This is a genomic window from Phenylobacterium kunshanense (assembly GCF_003254525.1).
In the GTDB taxonomy this organism is placed as follows: domain Bacteria; phylum Pseudomonadota; class Alphaproteobacteria; order Caulobacterales; family Caulobacteraceae; genus Phenylobacterium; species Phenylobacterium kunshanense.
Genome location: NZ_QFYS01000001.1, coordinates 17869 through 34190 on the forward strand (window position 1 = coordinate 17869; position 16322 = coordinate 34190).

A 16322-nucleotide genomic window follows, 5' to 3' on the forward strand; every position below is an offset into this window, starting at 1 on the left:
AGCCTTCAGCGCGCCCCCCGCTGGCGGGCCAGGCCGACTCGCCAGCGCCAGACCGCCACACCGACCACGACCGCGATCACCGCCGTGCCCGCCGCCACCGGCGCGGCATGGGCGAAGGCGCGCTCCAGCACCGACATGACGACGGGCCCGAAGGCATATCCCAGGGCGACGAAGGCGCCGGCCCAGATGGCTGCCCCTATCGCGTTCAGGATCGCGAACTTCCGCGTGGAGATCGTCGAGACGCCCACCGCGACCGGCCCGGCGGCCCGGAGGCCATAGATGAACCGAAAGCTGAGGATGAAGCCGGAGGGATAGCGCTCGATCAGCGCCAGCGCCCGCCCGAATGCTGGCCCTGAGGTCGTCTTCTGAACCCAGCGCGTGTGGCGGAAGCTGCGGCCCATCGCGAACAGCAGATAGTCGATGATCCCGGATCCGAGGGCCGCGGCGAGGACCACGACCGCGGGCGACAGCACCTGTTCGCGCGCCATGATTCCGCCGGCGACCACGGAGGTCTGCCCCTCGATCGCGGCCCCGAACGCGATGGCGACCGGGCCGAAGGCGGCGAGGTGTTGGGTCCAGTCGGTCATTCGGCCATCCGGCGGGCGCTTCTGCCCCGGATATGGAGGCGCGGCGCCGACCCGGCCAGAGGCTCGCGCTGCGACAAACGAAGCCAAGCCAGGGATTCGCGGATGAGGGAAGGGGCAGGCCTGCGGCCGGCCGATGCTTCGGTGTGGCTCCCCGAGCAGGACTCGAACCTGCGACAAGTCGGTTAACAGCCGACTGCTCTACCAGCTGAGCTATCGGGGATCACAACGAAGAGGGCGGGCGTATACGCTGCGATTCCGGCTTGCGCAAGTCCGGGGACGGCGTGTCGCACGCAGGCCCTGAGGCCATTGAAAAAAGAGCCCGGCGCGAACGCCGGGCCATCAGAAGTTTGGTGATGGTGGGGTGTCTTCAAAGAAGACGATTTGAACCTCTGCTGTGTTGGTAAAGGCAGGGTTAACGCGCGAACCGTGTTCTTGCGGCCGGCCCGGCGCGGGGGCGCCGGATTGTCGCGCGGGGCTGGACGCGGCGTGCGGATCGGCCGATCAGAAGGGCGAGGCAGGCACCACGGACTGAAGGCGAATGCGCATCCATTTCACCGGCATCGCGGGCGCGGGCATGGCCGCGGCGGCGCTGATGATGCGCGAAGCGGGCCACCAGATCAGCGGCTCGGACGAGGACGTCTTCCCGCCCATGTCCACCTATGTGGAAGGGCTGGGGTTCCCCTTCTTCCGGCGGTTCGACGCCGCCAACTTGCCGGAGGGCCTGGACCTGCTGGTGCTCGGCGCCTCGGCCAAGCTCGGGGGCGAGGCCAACGCCGAGGTCGTCGCGGCCCGGGCGCGCGGCGTCCGCGTCACGACCTTTCCGGAACTGGTGGGCGAGGCGACCCAGGGGCGCCGCAACACCGTGGTCGCCGGATCCTTCGGCAAGTCGACCTGCACCGCGCTGATGTCCCACGTCCTGCGTGCCAGCGGCGTCGACGCCGGCTGGATGATCGGGGCGATCTCGCCGTCTCTTCCGGACACCGGCCACTGGGGGGCCGCGCCGCAGGTGGTGCTCGAGGGTGACGAGTACATCGTCGGCCCCACCGATCGCCGCTCGAAGTTCGTCCTCTACCACCCGCGCGACTTGCTGCTGACCTCGTTGATCCACGACCACGTGAACGTCTTCCCGACCTTCGACGACTATGTGAAGCCGTTCGCCGAGCTGCTGCGGCTGCTGCCGGGCGACGGTCTGCTGGTCGCCCGCGAGCATCCCGCCACCCGCGCCATCGCCGGCGAGGCCGCCTCCCGGATCGTCTGGTACGACACCGCCCCCTGCGACGGCTGGTATCCGGAAGGGATCGTCTACGGCGAGACCACGCGCTTCACCCTGGTCGGGCCCGGTGGCCGCCGCGTGGCCCTCGCCACGACGCTGCTCGGCGAGCACAACGTCGAGAACATCGTCGGCGTCTCGGCCTACCTGCTGGAGAGGGGGCTGGTCTCCGAGGCCGACCTGGTCCGCGGGGTCGAGAGCTTCGCGGGAATCCGCCGGCGTCTCGACCGGCTGACGCGGCGCTCGGCCGTCCCGGTCATCGAGGGCTTCGGCTCATCATACGAGAAGGCCCGCTCGGCCATCGAGGCCATGCTGCTGCACTACCCCGAGCGGCGCCTGACGGTGGTGTTCGAGCCGCACACCTTCTCGTGGCGCAACCGCGACGCGCTGCCCTGGTACGACACGGTGTTCGAGGGCGCCGCCCGCGTGCTCGTGATCCCGCCGCCACACCATGGCGAGGCCAGTCACAACCAGTCGAGCTTCGCCGAGATCCTGGCGCGCGTGGCCGCCACCGGCATGGCCGTCGAGGGCGTGGAGACGGCCGACGCCGCCCTTGCCGCGCTTGGCCGCCTCGCCGGCGACGAGGTCGTGCTGCTGCTGTCGTCGGGCCCGCTGCTGGGCCTGCCGGACAGCCTGCCCCCGGTGTTCGACGAGCTCTACGGACAGGCCGCGGCGGCCTGATCGACCGCCGCGGCGCCGTTCTTACGGGCGCGAGGCGTTGTGGTGCGCCGGGATGGGCTGGACGTAGTCGCCCTTGGCGGCCTTCTCCGCCTCGTTCAATTCCTTGAAGAACGGGTCGGCGCGCTTCGGCCCGAGGTAGCCGAACAGATAGGCGGCCACCTTGCGCATCTGGATCTCCTCCGAGCCTTCGGTGATGCGGTAGCGGCGGTGGTGGCGATAGATGTGCTCGAACGGCTTGTGGCGCGAATAGCCGATGCCGCCGTGCACCTGCATGGCCCGGTCGGCCGCCTCGCAGACCAGCCGGTTGCCCCAGTAGTTGCACATGGAGACCTTGTCCGAGATCGTCTTCTCGATCTCCTTATGCTCCATGTGGTCCATCTGCCAGGCGGTCTTGCGGATCAGCAGGCGCAGCATCTCGCACTGGGTCTGCAACTCGACCAGCGGCCACTGGATGGCCTGGTTCTCGGCCAGCGCCTTGCCGAATGGCTTGCGCTCGCGGGCGTAGCGGACGCTCTCGTTGATGCAGAACTGCGCCGCGCCCAGGCTCGAGGCGGCCTGACGGATGCGGTTCTGGTGCACGAAGCTCTGGCCGATGCCCAGGCCATGGTCGATCTGGCCCCAGTAGCTGTCCTCCGGGATCCAGACATTGGTGAAGCTGACCCGCGGGTGGTCGGTCGGCATGTTGAACGTCCAGAGGTACTCCTCGACCTTCACGCCCGGCGCGTCGGCCGGGACGATGAAGCAGGTGATCCCCTTGGCGTCGCCGTCGTTTCCGGAGGTGCGGGTGAAGCACATCACGTGGGTCGCCACGTGCATGCCCGTCGTCCACATCTTTTCGCCGTTGATCAGCCAGCCCGGCTTGCCGTCCTTGTCCTGGCGGATCGCGCGGGTCTCCATCCAGGTGGCGTCCGAGCCGTGGTTCGGCTCGGTCAGGCCGAAGCCCGTCCGCATCTTCCCGTTCAGCAGGGCGTCGGCGTACCGGTCGTACTGCTCGTTCGTCGCGAACTCCTTGAACATCAGGATGAAGGGGTTGTTGCCGACGATCGAGTGCTCGGTCTGCAGGTCGTTGAACAGGCCCAGGCCCTTGGCCGCCAGGTGCTCGCGGATGATGGCCATGGCGAGCTGGCTGCCGCCCTTGCCCCCCATCTCCTTGGGCCAGGCGTAGCGCAGGTGGCCGGCGTCGTCGGCCAGCTTGCGGGCCTTGGCGAGCAGCTCCTCCCACTCGTGGCGCGGCAGGCCGCCGTTGTCCCAGTCGGTCCGCGCGTGCTCGCGGCGATGGTCGAAGAACCGGTCGTTATCGTCCGCCCGCTGCAGCGGCATGATCACGTCGTCGATGAAGCGATCGAGTTCGTCCAGGTAGTCCTGGATGTCCTGAGGAATGTCGAAGTCCATGGCCGTTCTCCCAAGCGTCATCGCACGTGCTCTTGGGCGGACTTGACGTAGGGGACCGGTTTACAACGGCCCTTGAAGCCCGCCAGATCGGACCCAGTCTAGACCAGCCGCGAGGTTCCGCCGGGTCATGGAAGTTGATGTTCGCCAAGGACTTTCGCAGCTCGCCGTGAGGCTGGGGGGCGAGGGCGCGGCGGTGGCCGACGCGCAGCGCCTCTCGGGCGGCGCCAGCATGGAGACCTGGGCGTTCGCGCTTACCGGTCCAGGCGGCCGTGAGGACCTGATCCTGCGCCGACGCAGCGCGCCGTTCGACGAGGAGACCGCCCGCTCGGTCAGCCTCCGCACCGAGGCGGCGCTCATTCAGGCCACGGCCGCCAACGGGGCCAAGGTCCCGATCGTCCGCCACGTCTGCGACGACGCCGACGGGCTGGGCGAGGCCTATGTGATGCGCCGGGTCGCCGGCGAGACCCTGGGCAAGAAGATCGTCTCCGATCCGCGCTTCGACGCCATCCGGCCGGCCCTGGCCCGCCAGTGCGGCGAGGCCCTGGTCCCGATCCACCGGACCGCGCTGCCGGCGGGCGTCAGTCTCAAGACCGCCGACGCGGCCGCCGATCTCGACCGCTACGAGGAGGTCTACCGCGCCACCGGCGCCCAGCGTCCGGTGCTGGAGCTGGCGTTCCAGTACCTGCGCAAGCGGATCCCGGAGCCGGTCGAGCCGGTCCTTCTGCACGGCGATTTCCGCAACGGGAACATCATGTTCGACCCGGAGACGGGCGTCGCCGCCGTGCTCGACTGGGAGCTCGCGCACCTGGGCGACCCGGCCGAGGACATGGGGTGGATTTGCACCAATTCCTGGCGCTTCGGCCGTCCGGACCGGCCCGTCGGCGGCTTCGGCGACTACGCGGACCTGCTGGCCGGCTATGCCGCGGCGGGCGGCAAGCCGATCGAACTCTCCCGCGTGCGCTTCTGGCAGATGCTGGGCTCGCTGCGCTGGGGCGTCATGTGCCTCACCATGTACCTCTCCTGGGCCAGCGGCGTGGAGAAGTCGGTGGAGCGGCCGATGATCGGCCGGCGGGTCTCGGAGACCGAGGCCGACCTGGTGGTGCTTCTGGAGCAGGGCCTGTGATCACCCATCCCAAGACCGAGGAGCTGGCCGAGTCCGTGGCGCTGTGGATCGAGCAGATCCGCCCCTCGCTCGACCCGCGCAACGCCTTCCTGGCCCGCGTCGCCGCCAACGCCATGGCGACCATCCGGCGCGAGCTCACCGACGGTCCGGCGGCGGAGGCGAGGGCGACCACGGCCATGGCCGGCGTCCTCGGCCACGACGGCGACTTCGCGGCGCTGAACGCCGAGCTTTGCGACCGCATCCGCGCCGGCGAGCTGACGGTCGAGACGCCGGGCCTGCTGGCAGCGCTACGCGTCATGGCCATGGACCAGCTCGCCATCGACCAGCCGAGCTACAAGCACGAGGTCTGAGCCTCAGGCCGCGGCGCGGTCCTCGAAGCTCTCCAGCACCCGGATGATCTCGCTCTCGCGCTCGTTCCAGAGGATGGCGACGCGGGCGGCGCGCTGGCCTTCCGCCCCGAGGGCGGCGGCGACCTCGGGCTCGCGCAGGCGGCGGTCCGAAAGGCGCAGCAGGGTGCGCTCGCCGCCCTGATCGACGCTCACGTCGTGATAGCGCAGGATCGCGTCCACCACGGCCGCGGGCGGCAGGGCCGGGCGGCTGGGCTGGACCTTGGCCGGCGGCGCCTTCGCGGGGCGCGGCGCGAAGCGGGCGGGGCTGAAGCGGTCGGGACGACGACGGGGCTGGAAACGGGAGGCCATCGGTGTCGAGCTCCTTGCGGGTTGCCGATGGTTCTGGTTTTGTCTGGCTTGTACGACAGAAACGGACGTAGATTTTCCGATGCGGCACGAAAAAGGGGCCCGGCTGCTGGAGCTGGCGCGGATGCTCGCCTCCACCGCCGAGGGGCTGACCCTCGACGAGATGGCCGAGCGGCTGGGCGTCAGTCGGCGCACGGCCGAGCGGATGCGCGATGCGGTCTGGGAAGTGTTTCCCCAGCTGGAGGCGGTGGAGGAGGGCGTCAGCCGCCGGTTCCGCATTCCAGCGGGACTGGACGGCCTCTTCCAGGCCCCGACCGCGGAGGAGCTGGCGGCGCTCGCGGCGTCGGCCGAGCTCATGGATCGCCAGGGCGCCGCCGCCCGGGCGGCGGCGCTCCGCTCTCTCGAACAGAAGGTGCTGTCCGCCACCCGCGCCTCGGCCCGCCGCCGCCTCGCGCCGGACCTTGAGGCCCTGCTGCAGGCCGAGACCATCGCCGTCACCGCCGGCCCGCGTCCCTTCGAGGAGGAGACCATCCTGGCCGCTGTGCGCGAGGGCCTGAAGTCCCTCTCGACGCTGCGCTTCCGCTACGAGGGCGGCTCGAACCCCGGCCGCGTGCGGGAGGTGACCCCGTACGGCATCCTGTTCGGGCGCTCGAACTATCTGGTGGCCGAGGAGGTGGGGGCAGGAACGGGCCCGCGGAACTGGCGTCTCGACCGCATCTTCGACGTCGAGGTCACCGGCTCACCCGGCGCGCCGCCGGCCGACTTCTCGCTCCAGGCCTATGCGGACGAGAGCTTCGGCATCTACCAGGACGACACCCATGACGTGGTCCTGCGCATCCTGCCCCACGGCCGGGAGGACGCGGTGCGCTGGCGTTTCCATGCGCGGCAGAAGGTCGAGGACCAGCCCGACGGCTCCACCATTGTCCGCTTCCGCGCCAGCGGCATGCGCGAGCTGGCCTGGCACCTCTTCACCTGGGGCGACAAGGTCGAGATCGTCGAGCCCCAGGCGCTGAAGGACATGATGCGGGCCGAGCTGGAGGTCGCGCTCAAAACCCACGTCCGGAATTGACGTAGATGGACTCCAGGGTCGCTCCACCAGACCGGAGACGACCCATGGACACCCTCGACTACGCCGCCTTCTTCGAAGCCCACGTCCGGCCGCGCCAGCGCCGTCGGCGCCTCGCCCTCGGGGTGATGGCCGCGGTGGTGTGGATCCTGCCGGTGCTCTACGTCGGCGTCTTCGCCCAGGGCTGACGTCCGGGTTGGCGCTCGGCGAACCCCGCTCGCCGCAAACCGCTTGAGCTTGCGCGGCGCATCGGCCCCTATCACCGGACGATGATTTGGGAATTTGCCACATGCCGATGCGTGTTCTTGGGGCGGCCCTCGCCGCGGTGTTTCTGATGGGGGCGGCCGCGCCGGAGGACGATCCCTACACCTGGATGGAGGAGATCGAGGGCGCCCGGGCGCTCGAGTGGGCGAAGGCGGAGAACGCCCGCTCGCTGCCCCAGCTCCAGAACGACCCCCGCTATGCCGGCCTCTATGCCGAGGCCCTGAAGATCGCCACCGCCAAGGACCGCATCCCCGGCGTCTGGTTCGCCGGCGACGGGTCCCTGCGTGACTATTGGCAGGACGCCGACCACGTCCGGGGCATCTGGCGCGCCGCCAGCCTCGACAGCTATCGGGGCGGCAATCCCGAGTGGCGCACGATCCTCGACATCGACGCCCTGGCGAAGGCCGAGAAGGCCAACTGGGTCTGGAAGGGCGCCGACTGCCTGGCCCCCGACGACCGCCTCTGCCTGGTGAATCTCTCCGACGGCGGCAAGGACGCCGTGGAGATCCGCGAGTTCGACGCCGCCGCCGGCAAGTTCGTCGAGGGCGGGTTCCGCCTGCCCGAGGGCAAGCACCGCGTGGACTGGATCGACCAGGACACGCTGCTGGTCGTCACCGAGTGGAACAAGGGCGAGGTCACCACCTCGGGCTACCCCTATATCGCCAAGCTGCTGAAGCGCGGCCAGCCGCTCTCGGCGGCCAAGCAGGTCTTCACGGGCCAGAAGGCCGACGGCGGCTACGGCGTGCAGTCGATCGTTCTGCGCGACCCCGACGGCAAGGTGCAGGCCGTGGTGATCCAGCGCCCCTTGGACACCTTCAACGCCGAATACTACCTGCTGGTCGGCGACCGACCGCTGAGGCTGGACCTGCCGAAGAAGTCCTCCATCCAGGGCTACCTCGATGGCCGCGTGATCATCAGCCTGGAGGAGGACTGGTCCGCCAAGGGGATGAAGGAGGGCGACCTCGTCGACTTCGACCTGGCCGCCTTCAGGAATAAGCCCGCCGCCCTCACGCCGTCCCTGGTCCTGCGGCCGACCCTCAGCCAGAGCGTCGAGCAGGTGGCCACCACCCGCGGGCGCCTCGTCGTCGCCCTGTTCGACAATGTGAAGGGCCAGGTGCTCAGCTTCCGGCGCGCGAACGACGCCTGGGCGTCCACGAAGCTGGATCTTCCGGCCGACTCCACCATCGGCATCGCCTCGGCGTCCGAGCACGACGACCGTCTGATCCTCAACGTCACCAGCTACCTGACGCCCTCCAGCCAGTGGCTGGCGGACGCCTCGGCCGGCAAGCCGGAACAGCTGCGCACCCTGCCGCCGCGCTTCGACGCCTCCGACATGAAGGTCGAGCAGCACTGGGCCACGTCGAAGGACGGCACGAAGGTCCCGTACTTCGTGGTGTCGAAGAAGGACGTGAACCTCGACGGCTCGAACCCGACGCTGCTCTACGCCTACGGCGGCTTCCTGGTCAGCCAGACGCCGGCCTATGCGGCGACCGCCGGCAAGCTGTGGCTGGAGAAGGGCGGCGTCTACGTCGTCGCCAATATCCGCGGCGGCGGCGAGTTCGGCCCCCGCTGGCACAACGCCGGCCTGAAGCTGAACCGCATGCGGGTCTACGACGACTTCTTCGCGGTCTCCGAAGACCTGATCGCGCGCAAGATCACCAACCCGAAGAAGCTCGGCATCATGGGCGGCTCGAACGGCGGCCTGCTCATGGGCGTGGCCCTGACCAAGCGGCCCGAACTCTACAACGCCGTGGTCATCCAGGTGCCGCTGTTCGACATGATCGGCTACGACCACATCGGCGCCGGCTCGTCCTGGATCGGCGAATACGGCGACCCCAAGGTGCCGGAAGAGCGGGCGATGCTGATGAGCTATTCGCCGTACCAGAACCTGAAGCCCGGCCAGCCCTATCCGCGGGTGTTCATCGAGACGTCCACCAAGGACGACCGCGTCCACCCGGCCCACGCTCGCAAGGCCGCCGCGCGGCTCAAGGAGTACGGCTACGACTACCTCTACTACGAGAACATCGATGGCGGTCACGCCGCCGCCGCCAACCTCAACGAGCGGGCCATGCGCCAGGCGCTGGAATACACCTACCTGATGCAGCGGCTGATGGACTGATGCCCAAGGCCCCCGTCGTTAGCGCCGGCGTGCTGGCCTGGCGGCGGGGCGCCTCGGGCCCGGAGTTCCTGCTGGTTCATCCCGGCGGGCCCTACTGGGCGAAGAAGGACGCCCAGGGATGGTCGATCCCCAAGGGGCTGGTCGATCCTGGCGAGGACGGCTGGACTGCCGCCCGCCGCGAGTTCCGCGAGGAGCTGGGTCTGGAGATCGACGGGGAGGGCGAGCCGCTGGCCCCGGCGACGTCCTCGGGCAAGACCGTGCACGCCTGGCTGGTGGAGGCGGACCTCGACGTCTCCGCCATCGCCTCCAACACCTTCGAGGTCGAATGGCCGCCGAGGTCCGGCCGCCGGCAGGCGTTTCCGGAGGTCGACCGCGCCGCCTGGTTCGACGCCGACACGGCCCTCGTGAAGATCCACGCCGGCCAGCGCCCGATCCTCGCCGAGGCGCTCCGGCGGCTCGCGTCCGGTCCCGCGCAATCCTGATTATGCGACGAAGGGCGACAAGCCTGCGGCCAGTGACCTTCGCCGGCTTCCGGCTGGCCGCTAAGCCTCGCCGATGTTCTGCGAGCTTCCCGACCTGCTCACCGCCGATGAAGTGGCCCAGCTCAAGGCCATCGCCACCAGCCTGTCGTTCGTCGACGGGCGGGTGACGAACCCCGACTCCAAGGTGAAGAACAACCTCCAGGGCCTGCCGGGCGACCCGCAGCATGACCGGGCGTCGCAGATCCTGCTGGGCGGCCTGAAGCGCAGCGCCGTGTTCATCGCCTACGCCTTTCCGAAGATGGTCGCCCCGCCGGCCCTGTCGCTCTACCGCCCGGGGATGAACTACGGCGCCCACGCCGACGCCGCCTTCCTGCCAATCGGTGCGCGGCCGATCCGGGCGGACCTGTCGTGCACGGTGTTCCTGAACGATCCCGCGGACTACGACGGCGGAGAGCTGTCGGTGCGGCTGGGCGCGCGGGCGGTGGATTTCAAGCTGAGCCCCGGCTCGGCGATCCTCTATCCCTCGACCACCATCCACGAGGTGAAGCCGGTGACCCGCGGCGAGCGCCTGTGCGGGATCACCTTCATCGAGAGCGACATCGTCGATCAGGCAGGCCGGGAACTGCTCTTCACCCTGAACGACGTCCTCGCCACCGAGGGCGAGAAGCTGAGCTGGGAGGCGCGCACGCGGCTGAGCCACGTGGCGACCTCCCTGCATCGGCAGTGGGGCGACGCGGGTTGAAGCGACCGGCGGGGCGCTTCAACCGGTTAGAAAATTCGCGAATCCCATCGCGTCGAGGGTGCAGTTGGCGAGGCGCACGGCCGTGTCGGCTACGCCATTGTTGGTGAGCGAGTCAGCAAACACGAAGACATCGCTTCCCACCTGAATGGCGACATAGTTGATTTCGCCGGCCGCGATCTGGGCATTGGCCATCGCGAGTGCTGCCTCATAGGTGGACGCGAACCCTTCAAAGTAATTGAAGCCGACGCCTGGGCCCACTGCGTCGCCCGTCTTCAAATCCTGAAAATAGAGATAGTCCGCACTTGTCCAATCAAGGATGACGTCCAAATCGCTGAGCTCGGTGAAGGACTGTCCGCCGTAGAAATCGAACTCGTCGGCGCCATCTCCTCCGGACAGGGTGTCCTGTCCGCCCCAGCCGGCGAGCACATCGTTTTCAGAGCCGCCGCTGATGCTGTCGGCGCCGTTGGTGCCACGGATCAGATCGCGACCGGAACCGCCAACGATAGTAGCCTGACCGACCCCGCCTTCGAAGAGGCCGATGCATGCGTCATCGCCGTCTCCCATATCGACCCAGAACGTGCCGTCGCGAAGGTCGATCACGTCGCCGCCAGAGCCGGCGTAGACGGTGGCTTCGCCCGCTACATCGATGAAGTCTTTGTCCGCACCCGCGTCGATGAAATTTCGGCCGCCGCTGTCGACGATGTGGTCGCGACCGTCTTCGCCGATCAGGGTGTCGTCTCCGGTCCCGCCGAAGATGACGTCGTCTCCGAGATTCCCATTGATGACGTCGTTGCCGCCACCGCTGACGCCGACGGGATTTTCATACAGCGTGAAGAGGCCGGAGCGGCGTCCAGGACCTGCGTCCGAGGCGCCCAGCACGTCGTTGCCTTGTCCGCCCAAGAGCGTGTCGCTGTCGACCCGGGAGCCGCTTATCGTGTCATCGCCCCGATTGCCCTGAGCGAAATTGGTCCCACCGCCGCTGCTCTCGCCGACAATGATCGTATCGTTATCCTGCCCGCCATAGATGACGTCGCGCCCGCGCCCGCCGATGAGCTTGTCTTCGCCCTGGTTGCCCTGAAGCTGGTTGGCGCCGTCGCCTGCATCGAGGGTGTCCGCACCTGCGCCCCCGTAAAGTCCGTTGTCTTCCGCGCCGAATGCAGAGGGGGCGTCGTTGCCCGTGGTCCCTATGAACAGCCGCGATCCGTCGGCGAAGGTCGCGGTAGCATTCCCCAGCCCCGCGCCGAACACGACACTGGTTCCCGCGACCGTCATGACGATCGTCGTGGCTCCAAACTGAATTGTAGTCGTGTTGGCGGAGCCCTGGTCCACGAGCAGGGTATCGGCCGCCGAAAAGGCAAGCGCCTGCGCGGCCGACATGGTCGAGTAGTTGAAAATTGGCACAATGCTATCCCCCAGTTGATTCAGGCATAGCTTGTTGTGTGCATATCGCCAATCAGGAGCCGCCTCTGTCGGCAGAAGCGGCTCCCGGGGCCGACGCCGCAGACGCCGTTCCCCGACGATCGGCCTGGGGTCAGGCCCGCGCCAGCACGCTCCGCCGGGCGCGGATCGTCGAGCCGAGGCCGAAGAAGCCCAGCAGCATCATCGCCCAGGTGGCGGGCTCGGGAACGGCGGCGACGCTGCCCGTCAGCCGGATGTTGTCGATCTGGACGTTCTGGCCGACCTCGCGGGTTCCGATCAGGAACGCCTTGAGGTTCTTCTGGTTGACGGTGAACGTCTCAAGACCGGCGGTGGAATTGGTGTTGAGGTAGAGAGTCTGCTGCTTGTTGTCTGCATAAACGAACCGCAGCGTGAAATCGTAATTCGCGCCGATGTTCATGATATCAGCGATGTCGATGGAGAAAATTTCGAATAATGAGCCATCCTCTTTAGTGATGTTCATCTCGTACCGGTCCCAAGTGTGGCCAAATGTCGTGCCGCTTGGGTCCGCATTGGTCGCATCATCCAGGCCCAAAGTGAAGAAATTTGGATTTCCCGAGTAGGTCGAGTAGAAATTGAAGCCCTGATATTTGAAGTTATTCTGGGCGATATTCTTGCGGCCCGTTCCCGCCTGGGCCAGGTCGTCGAAGGTCAGCACCGACGCCGCCTGGGCCGCCGACGCGCCGCCGAGCAGCGCCACCGCGCAGATTGCAGAAGCCAGAGCTCTCATCACACACCCACATCCTATCGTTGTCGAATGGCGTGGGTGTGCGGGGGCGCAGGCAATGGCGGCAATCAGCCTGCGACGAACGTCGGTGGAGCTGCGCCAAAGCTGTCGCTATTCCCCTGGCGCGCGAGTGTCCCGGGCCGCCCGGACAAGCTGTACGAACTCCGCCCGCTCGCCGAACGGGTCGGCGCCCCGCGCGCCCTGGGCCAGGGCCAGGATGTCGTCCCAGCCGAAGGCGTCGGACAGGCGCGGATCCTGTTTCAGCTTCTGGCCGAACCCGGCCACCGCCACCGCCCAGCGGGTCGGCTCGGGCGCTGCCGCGATACTGGGCCTCACGTCGGCACGCGTGATCGGCCGCTCCATCAGCCGCGAACGGTCCTCGCCGGGCAGCTTGTAGCGGATCTTCAGGTAGGCCAGTTCGCCCGACGGGCCGGGCCTCGGCGCCTGCCGTCCATAGCGCAGCGGGTCGGCGGAGGGCCGCGCGCCCGCCGGGGTGATCTCGTACAGGGCCGTCACCGACGCCCCCGCGCCGACCTCGCCCGCGTCCACCCGGTCGTTGTTGAAGTCCTCCCGCGCCAGCATGCGGGTCTCGTAGCCGATCAGTCGGTACTCGCTGACCTGGGCGGGGTTGAACTCCACCTGCACCTTCACGTCGTCGGCGATGGGGAAGAGGCTCTTGGTGAAGTCCTCGCGGAACAGCTTGCGCGCCTCCTGCAGGCTGTCGACGTAGGCGGCGGTCCCGTTTCCGTTCTGCGCCAGGGCCTGCATCATCGTGTCGTTGTAGTTGCCGCGCCCGAAGCCGTAGACCGACAGATAGACCCCGTCCTTGCGCTTCTCCGCCACGAGGTCCTTCAGCCGGCGCGGATCGGCGACGCCGACGTTGAAGTCCCCGTCGGTCAGCAGGATCACGCGGTTCACCGCCTTCGGGTCGAACCGCTCCTTCGCGAGGGCGTAGGCCAGTTGCAGCCCCTGGCCCCCGGCCGTCGAGCCGCCGGCGTGCAGGGCGCCCAAGGCGCACTTCATCTTCAGCTTCTCGCGCCCGCTGGTGGGCCCCAGCACCGCTCCCGCCGAGCCGGCATAGGCCACCATCGACACCCGGTCCTGCGGCCGGAGCTGTTCGATCAGCAGGCTCAGTGACTTGCGCGCCAGGGGCAGACGGTCCGGCCCGGACATCGAACCCGAGGTGTCGATCAGGAACACCAGGTTCAGCGGCGGCGGCTCGGTCCGCGTCAGGTCATAGCCCTGGATGCCGATGTGCAGGATCTGCCGCTCGGCCGACCACGGCGAGGGCGCCAGCGCCACATAGGTCGTGAACGGCTGCGCGCGGCCCGTCGGCTTGGCGTAGCCGTAGTCGAAATAGTTCACCAGTTCCTCGACCCGCACCGCGTCGGTCGGCGGGCGCGCCCCGTCGTTCAGGAACCGGCGGACATTGGCGTAGGCGGCGGTGTCGACGTCGACGGAGAAGGTCGAGACCGGGTCGGTCGCCGTCTGGCGGATCGGATTGGCGGCCGCGTCCGGATAGCGCTCGGTGTCGCGCGGCGCATAGGCGGGCGGGGCGGGCAGGCGCCGGCCGCTGGTGACGACCATCTCCTGCACCGCCGCGGCTGGCGGCCGGGGCTCCTTGATTCGCCGCTCGACCGGGGGGAGCGGCAGGGGCGGGACCGTGGCGACGATTGGGGGCGAAGGCGGGGGAGGCGGCGCGGCCGTCGGCGCTGGTCCGGCCATGGCGGGGTAGGATCGATCCTCCGGTGCGGCCCGAAAGCCCAGCGCCTCACAGTCGGCCGGGGTGGGATCGCGGCCCGCGTCGCGGCCGAGGTCGCGCACCGGCGCCTGGGCGGGCGCAGGCGTGCCGCTGGCCGCGGTCAGCAGCGCGAGTCCGATCGCCGGCAGACGTTGGCGGGTCATGGTCGTTCCTCCCTGGGTGGTCTTGCGGGCCAGCTCGCGCCGCCATCGTGGCGCGTCTGTGGCGAAGCTCTGGCGATCGGATGACATTTGTAATCTTCGCAAGGGCGTCGCGCCCTGCGCACGGATAGGGTGGGGCCAGCTTGGCTGCGCCAGCGCTCGTGCTAGGTTCGTCTGAGGGGAGGACTACCGACAACGGCCGCGGCTCAGCCGGGGCGGAGGGGGCGCCAGCACGTGGCCAGTGGATCGAACGAGCAGACCGGCGGAATCCTTCGCTGGATCGAACGCACGGGTAACCGGCTGCCGGATCCCGTCTTCATCTTCGTCTACCTGATCGGCGTCCTCATCCTGGTGAGCGTGGCGGCGGCGATGTTCGGCTGGTCGGCCGCGCACCCGACGAAGATCGACGAGCAGACGGGAGCCGCTGCGGTGATCGCGGCGGAGAGCCTGCTCTCGGCGGACAATATCCGCCGGCTGTGGGTGGAGATGCCCACCACCTTCACCCACTTCCACCCGCTGGGGTACGTCCTGGTGGTGATGCTGGGGGCGGGCGTGGCCGAGCGTTCCGGTCTGTTCGGGACCGCCATGAGCGCCGCCGTGCGCGATGCGCCGAAGTTCCTCCTGACGCCGCTTGTGGCGCTGGTCGCCATGCTCGGAAACCTGGCGGCGGACGCGGCCTATGTCGTGTTGATCCCGCTTGCGGGGGCCCTGTTCGCTGCGGCGGGCCGGCATCCCGTCGCGGGCATCGCCGCGGCGTTCGCCGGCGTGTCCGGGGGCTTTTCCGCCAATCTGCTGCCTGGTCAGCTCGACGCCCTGCTGTTCGGGATCACCGAGGCGGCGGCCGAGACCATCCTGCCGTCATGGGACGCGAACATCGCCGGCAACTGGTACTTCATCTCGGCCATGACCGTCGTCTTCCTGCCGGTCATCTGGTACGTGACCGACCGCGTGATCGAGCCGCGCCTCGGCCGGTACGATCCCGCGTCCAGGGCTGAACCGCCGCCGGAAACCGCCGCGGAGCCTACGCCCGACGCCCCGCTGACGCCGGCGCAGAAGCGGGGGCTGCTCCATGCCGGCCTCGCCACGCTGGCGGTCGCGGTTCTCTGGCTATTCTTCACCTTTGGCCCGGGTACGCCCCTGATCGACGAGGCGGCCGCCCCGACCGGCCGGCTGACGCCCTTCTACCAGTCGCTGGTGGCGGGCTTCTTCCTTCTCTTTCTCGCGGCCGGCTGGGCCTACGGCCGGGCCGCCGGGACGGTGAAGAGCCATCGCGACCTGGTGCAGATGATGGCGGGGTCGATGGGCGACATGGCCTACTACCTCGTGCTGGCCTTCGCCGCGGCGCACTTCGTCGCGATGTTCAACTGGTCGAACCTCGGTCTGATCACCGCGGTTCACGGCGCGGCCGGCCTTGAGCAGCTGGCCCTGCCGGCCCCCGCGCTGCTGGCCGTGATCGTGGTCTTCACGGCGGGCCTCAACCTGTTCGTCGGCTCGGCCAGCGCCAAGTGGGCGCTGCTGGCTCCGGTTCTGGTGCCGATGCTGATGCTGCTCGGGATCAGCCCCGAAACCACCACGGCCGCCTACCGCGTCGGCGATGGGGCGACCAACATCATCACCCCCCTGATGGTCTATTTCCCGCTGATCCTCGTGTTCTGCCAGCGGTGGCAGAAGGACTTCGGCATCGGCAGCCTCGCCGCGACCATGACGCCCTATTCGATCTGGCTGCTGGTCGTAGGGGTGGGCCTCGTCGTGGCCTGGGTGGCCCTGGACGTTCCCCTGGGCCCGGGCGCGACGGTCGGCTTCACGCTGCCGGCGGCGGCGCCTTGAGCCTTTCG

General features: G+C 68.8%; 15 protein-coding genes and 1 tRNA gene. 9 read left to right on the top strand and 7 right to left on the bottom strand.

What is annotated here, in order from left to right:
- Window positions 1-5: 5 nt before the first annotated feature.
- Together DJ019_RS00100 and DJ019_RS00105 are read right to left on the bottom strand one after the other, a co-directional pair.
- A complete protein-coding gene (locus DJ019_RS00100; protein ID WP_111273963.1) occupies window positions 6-587 on the bottom strand; it encodes a DedA family protein in 582 nt (193 codons plus the stop codon).
- A gap of 144 nt (window positions 588-731) precedes the next feature.
- A tRNA-Asn gene (locus DJ019_RS00105) sits at window positions 732-807 on the bottom strand.
- Between the two features lie 318 nt (window positions 808-1125).
- Between DJ019_RS00105 and DJ019_RS00110 the strand changes: the two genes are divergently transcribed.
- The gene (locus DJ019_RS00110) at window positions 1126-2538 is read left to right on the top strand and encodes a Mur ligase domain-containing protein (protein WP_111273964.1); all 1413 of its coding nucleotides are present in this window, start codon (window positions 1126-1128) and stop codon (window positions 2536-2538) included.
- A gap of 21 nt (window positions 2539-2559) precedes the next feature.
- Here DJ019_RS00110 and DJ019_RS00115 read toward each other — a convergent pair whose 3' ends face one another.
- Window positions 2560-3930, bottom strand: coding sequence for an acyl-CoA dehydrogenase family protein (locus DJ019_RS00115; protein WP_111273965.1), 1371 nt, complete (start codon window positions 3928-3930; stop codon window positions 2560-2562).
- A gap of 127 nt (window positions 3931-4057) precedes the next feature.
- Between DJ019_RS00115 and DJ019_RS00120 the strand changes: the two genes are divergently transcribed.
- A complete protein-coding gene (locus tag DJ019_RS00120) occupies window positions 4058-5053 on the top strand; it encodes a phosphotransferase family protein (RefSeq protein WP_111273966.1) in 996 nt (331 codons plus the stop codon).
- Window positions 5050-5403: a DUF6285 domain-containing protein gene (locus DJ019_RS00125; protein WP_111273967.1), complete on the top strand. Its 354-nt coding sequence runs from the start codon at window positions 5050-5052 to the stop codon at window positions 5401-5403. The genes DJ019_RS00120 and DJ019_RS00125 overlap by 4 nt, the downstream gene beginning before the upstream one ends.
- A 3-nt stretch (window positions 5404-5406) precedes the next feature.
- On the opposite strand, the gene DJ019_RS00130 is transcribed toward DJ019_RS00125, so the two are convergent.
- Window positions 5407-5751 (bottom strand): hypothetical protein, encoded by a 345-nt coding sequence (locus tag DJ019_RS00130; protein ID WP_111273968.1) that lies wholly within the window; start codon window positions 5749-5751, stop codon window positions 5407-5409.
- A gap of 79 nt (window positions 5752-5830) precedes the next feature.
- Here DJ019_RS00130 and DJ019_RS00135 point away from each other — a divergent pair, with 79 nt between their 5' ends.
- From DJ019_RS00135 to DJ019_RS00150, 5 genes are all read left to right on the top strand, one after another.
- Complete coding sequence (locus DJ019_RS00135; RefSeq protein WP_111273969.1) at window positions 5831-6817, top strand: helix-turn-helix transcriptional regulator; 987 nt, start codon at window positions 5831-5833, stop codon at window positions 6815-6817.
- 44 nt (window positions 6818-6861) lie between these two features.
- Entirely contained in the window at window positions 6862-7002 is a 141-nt protein-coding gene (locus DJ019_RS20815; RefSeq protein ID WP_165843839.1) for a hypothetical protein, read from the top strand.
- Between the two features lie 107 nt (window positions 7003-7109).
- The gene (locus DJ019_RS00140) at window positions 7110-9197 is read left to right on the top strand and encodes a prolyl oligopeptidase family serine peptidase (RefSeq protein WP_240606359.1); all 2088 of its coding nucleotides are present in this window, start codon (window positions 7110-7112) and stop codon (window positions 9195-9197) included.
- The gene (locus DJ019_RS00145) at window positions 9197-9679 is read left to right on the top strand and encodes an NUDIX hydrolase (protein ID WP_111273971.1); all 483 of its coding nucleotides are present in this window, start codon (window positions 9197-9199) and stop codon (window positions 9677-9679) included. The genes DJ019_RS00140 and DJ019_RS00145 overlap by 1 nt, the downstream gene beginning before the upstream one ends.
- Before the next feature lie 73 nt (window positions 9680-9752).
- Window positions 9753-10421 (top strand): Fe2+-dependent dioxygenase, encoded by a 669-nt coding sequence (locus DJ019_RS00150; RefSeq protein WP_111273972.1) that lies wholly within the window; start codon window positions 9753-9755, stop codon window positions 10419-10421.
- 18 nt (window positions 10422-10439) lie between these two features.
- Here DJ019_RS00150 and DJ019_RS00155 read toward each other — a convergent pair whose 3' ends face one another.
- The 3 genes from DJ019_RS00155 to DJ019_RS00165 form a co-directional block, all read right to left on the bottom strand.
- The gene (locus tag DJ019_RS00155) at window positions 10440-11822 is read right to left on the bottom strand and encodes a calcium-binding protein (RefSeq protein WP_133255206.1); all 1383 of its coding nucleotides are present in this window, start codon (window positions 11820-11822) and stop codon (window positions 10440-10442) included.
- Window positions 11823-11952: 130 nt separating this feature from the next.
- Complete coding sequence (locus tag DJ019_RS21105; protein WP_205854054.1) at window positions 11953-12591, bottom strand: PEPxxWA-CTERM sorting domain-containing protein; 639 nt, start codon at window positions 12589-12591, stop codon at window positions 11953-11955.
- Between the two features lie 105 nt (window positions 12592-12696).
- On the bottom strand, window positions 12697-14490 hold the full coding sequence (locus DJ019_RS00165; RefSeq protein ID WP_111274718.1) for a vWA domain-containing protein: 1794 nt from the start codon (window positions 14488-14490) through the stop codon (window positions 12697-12699).
- Window positions 14491-14721: 231 nt separating this feature from the next.
- Between DJ019_RS00165 and DJ019_RS00170 the strand changes: the two genes are divergently transcribed.
- Window positions 14722-16314, top strand: coding sequence for an AbgT family transporter (locus tag DJ019_RS00170; protein ID WP_111273974.1), 1593 nt, complete (start codon window positions 14722-14724; stop codon window positions 16312-16314).
- Window positions 16315-16322 lie beyond the last annotated feature (8 nt).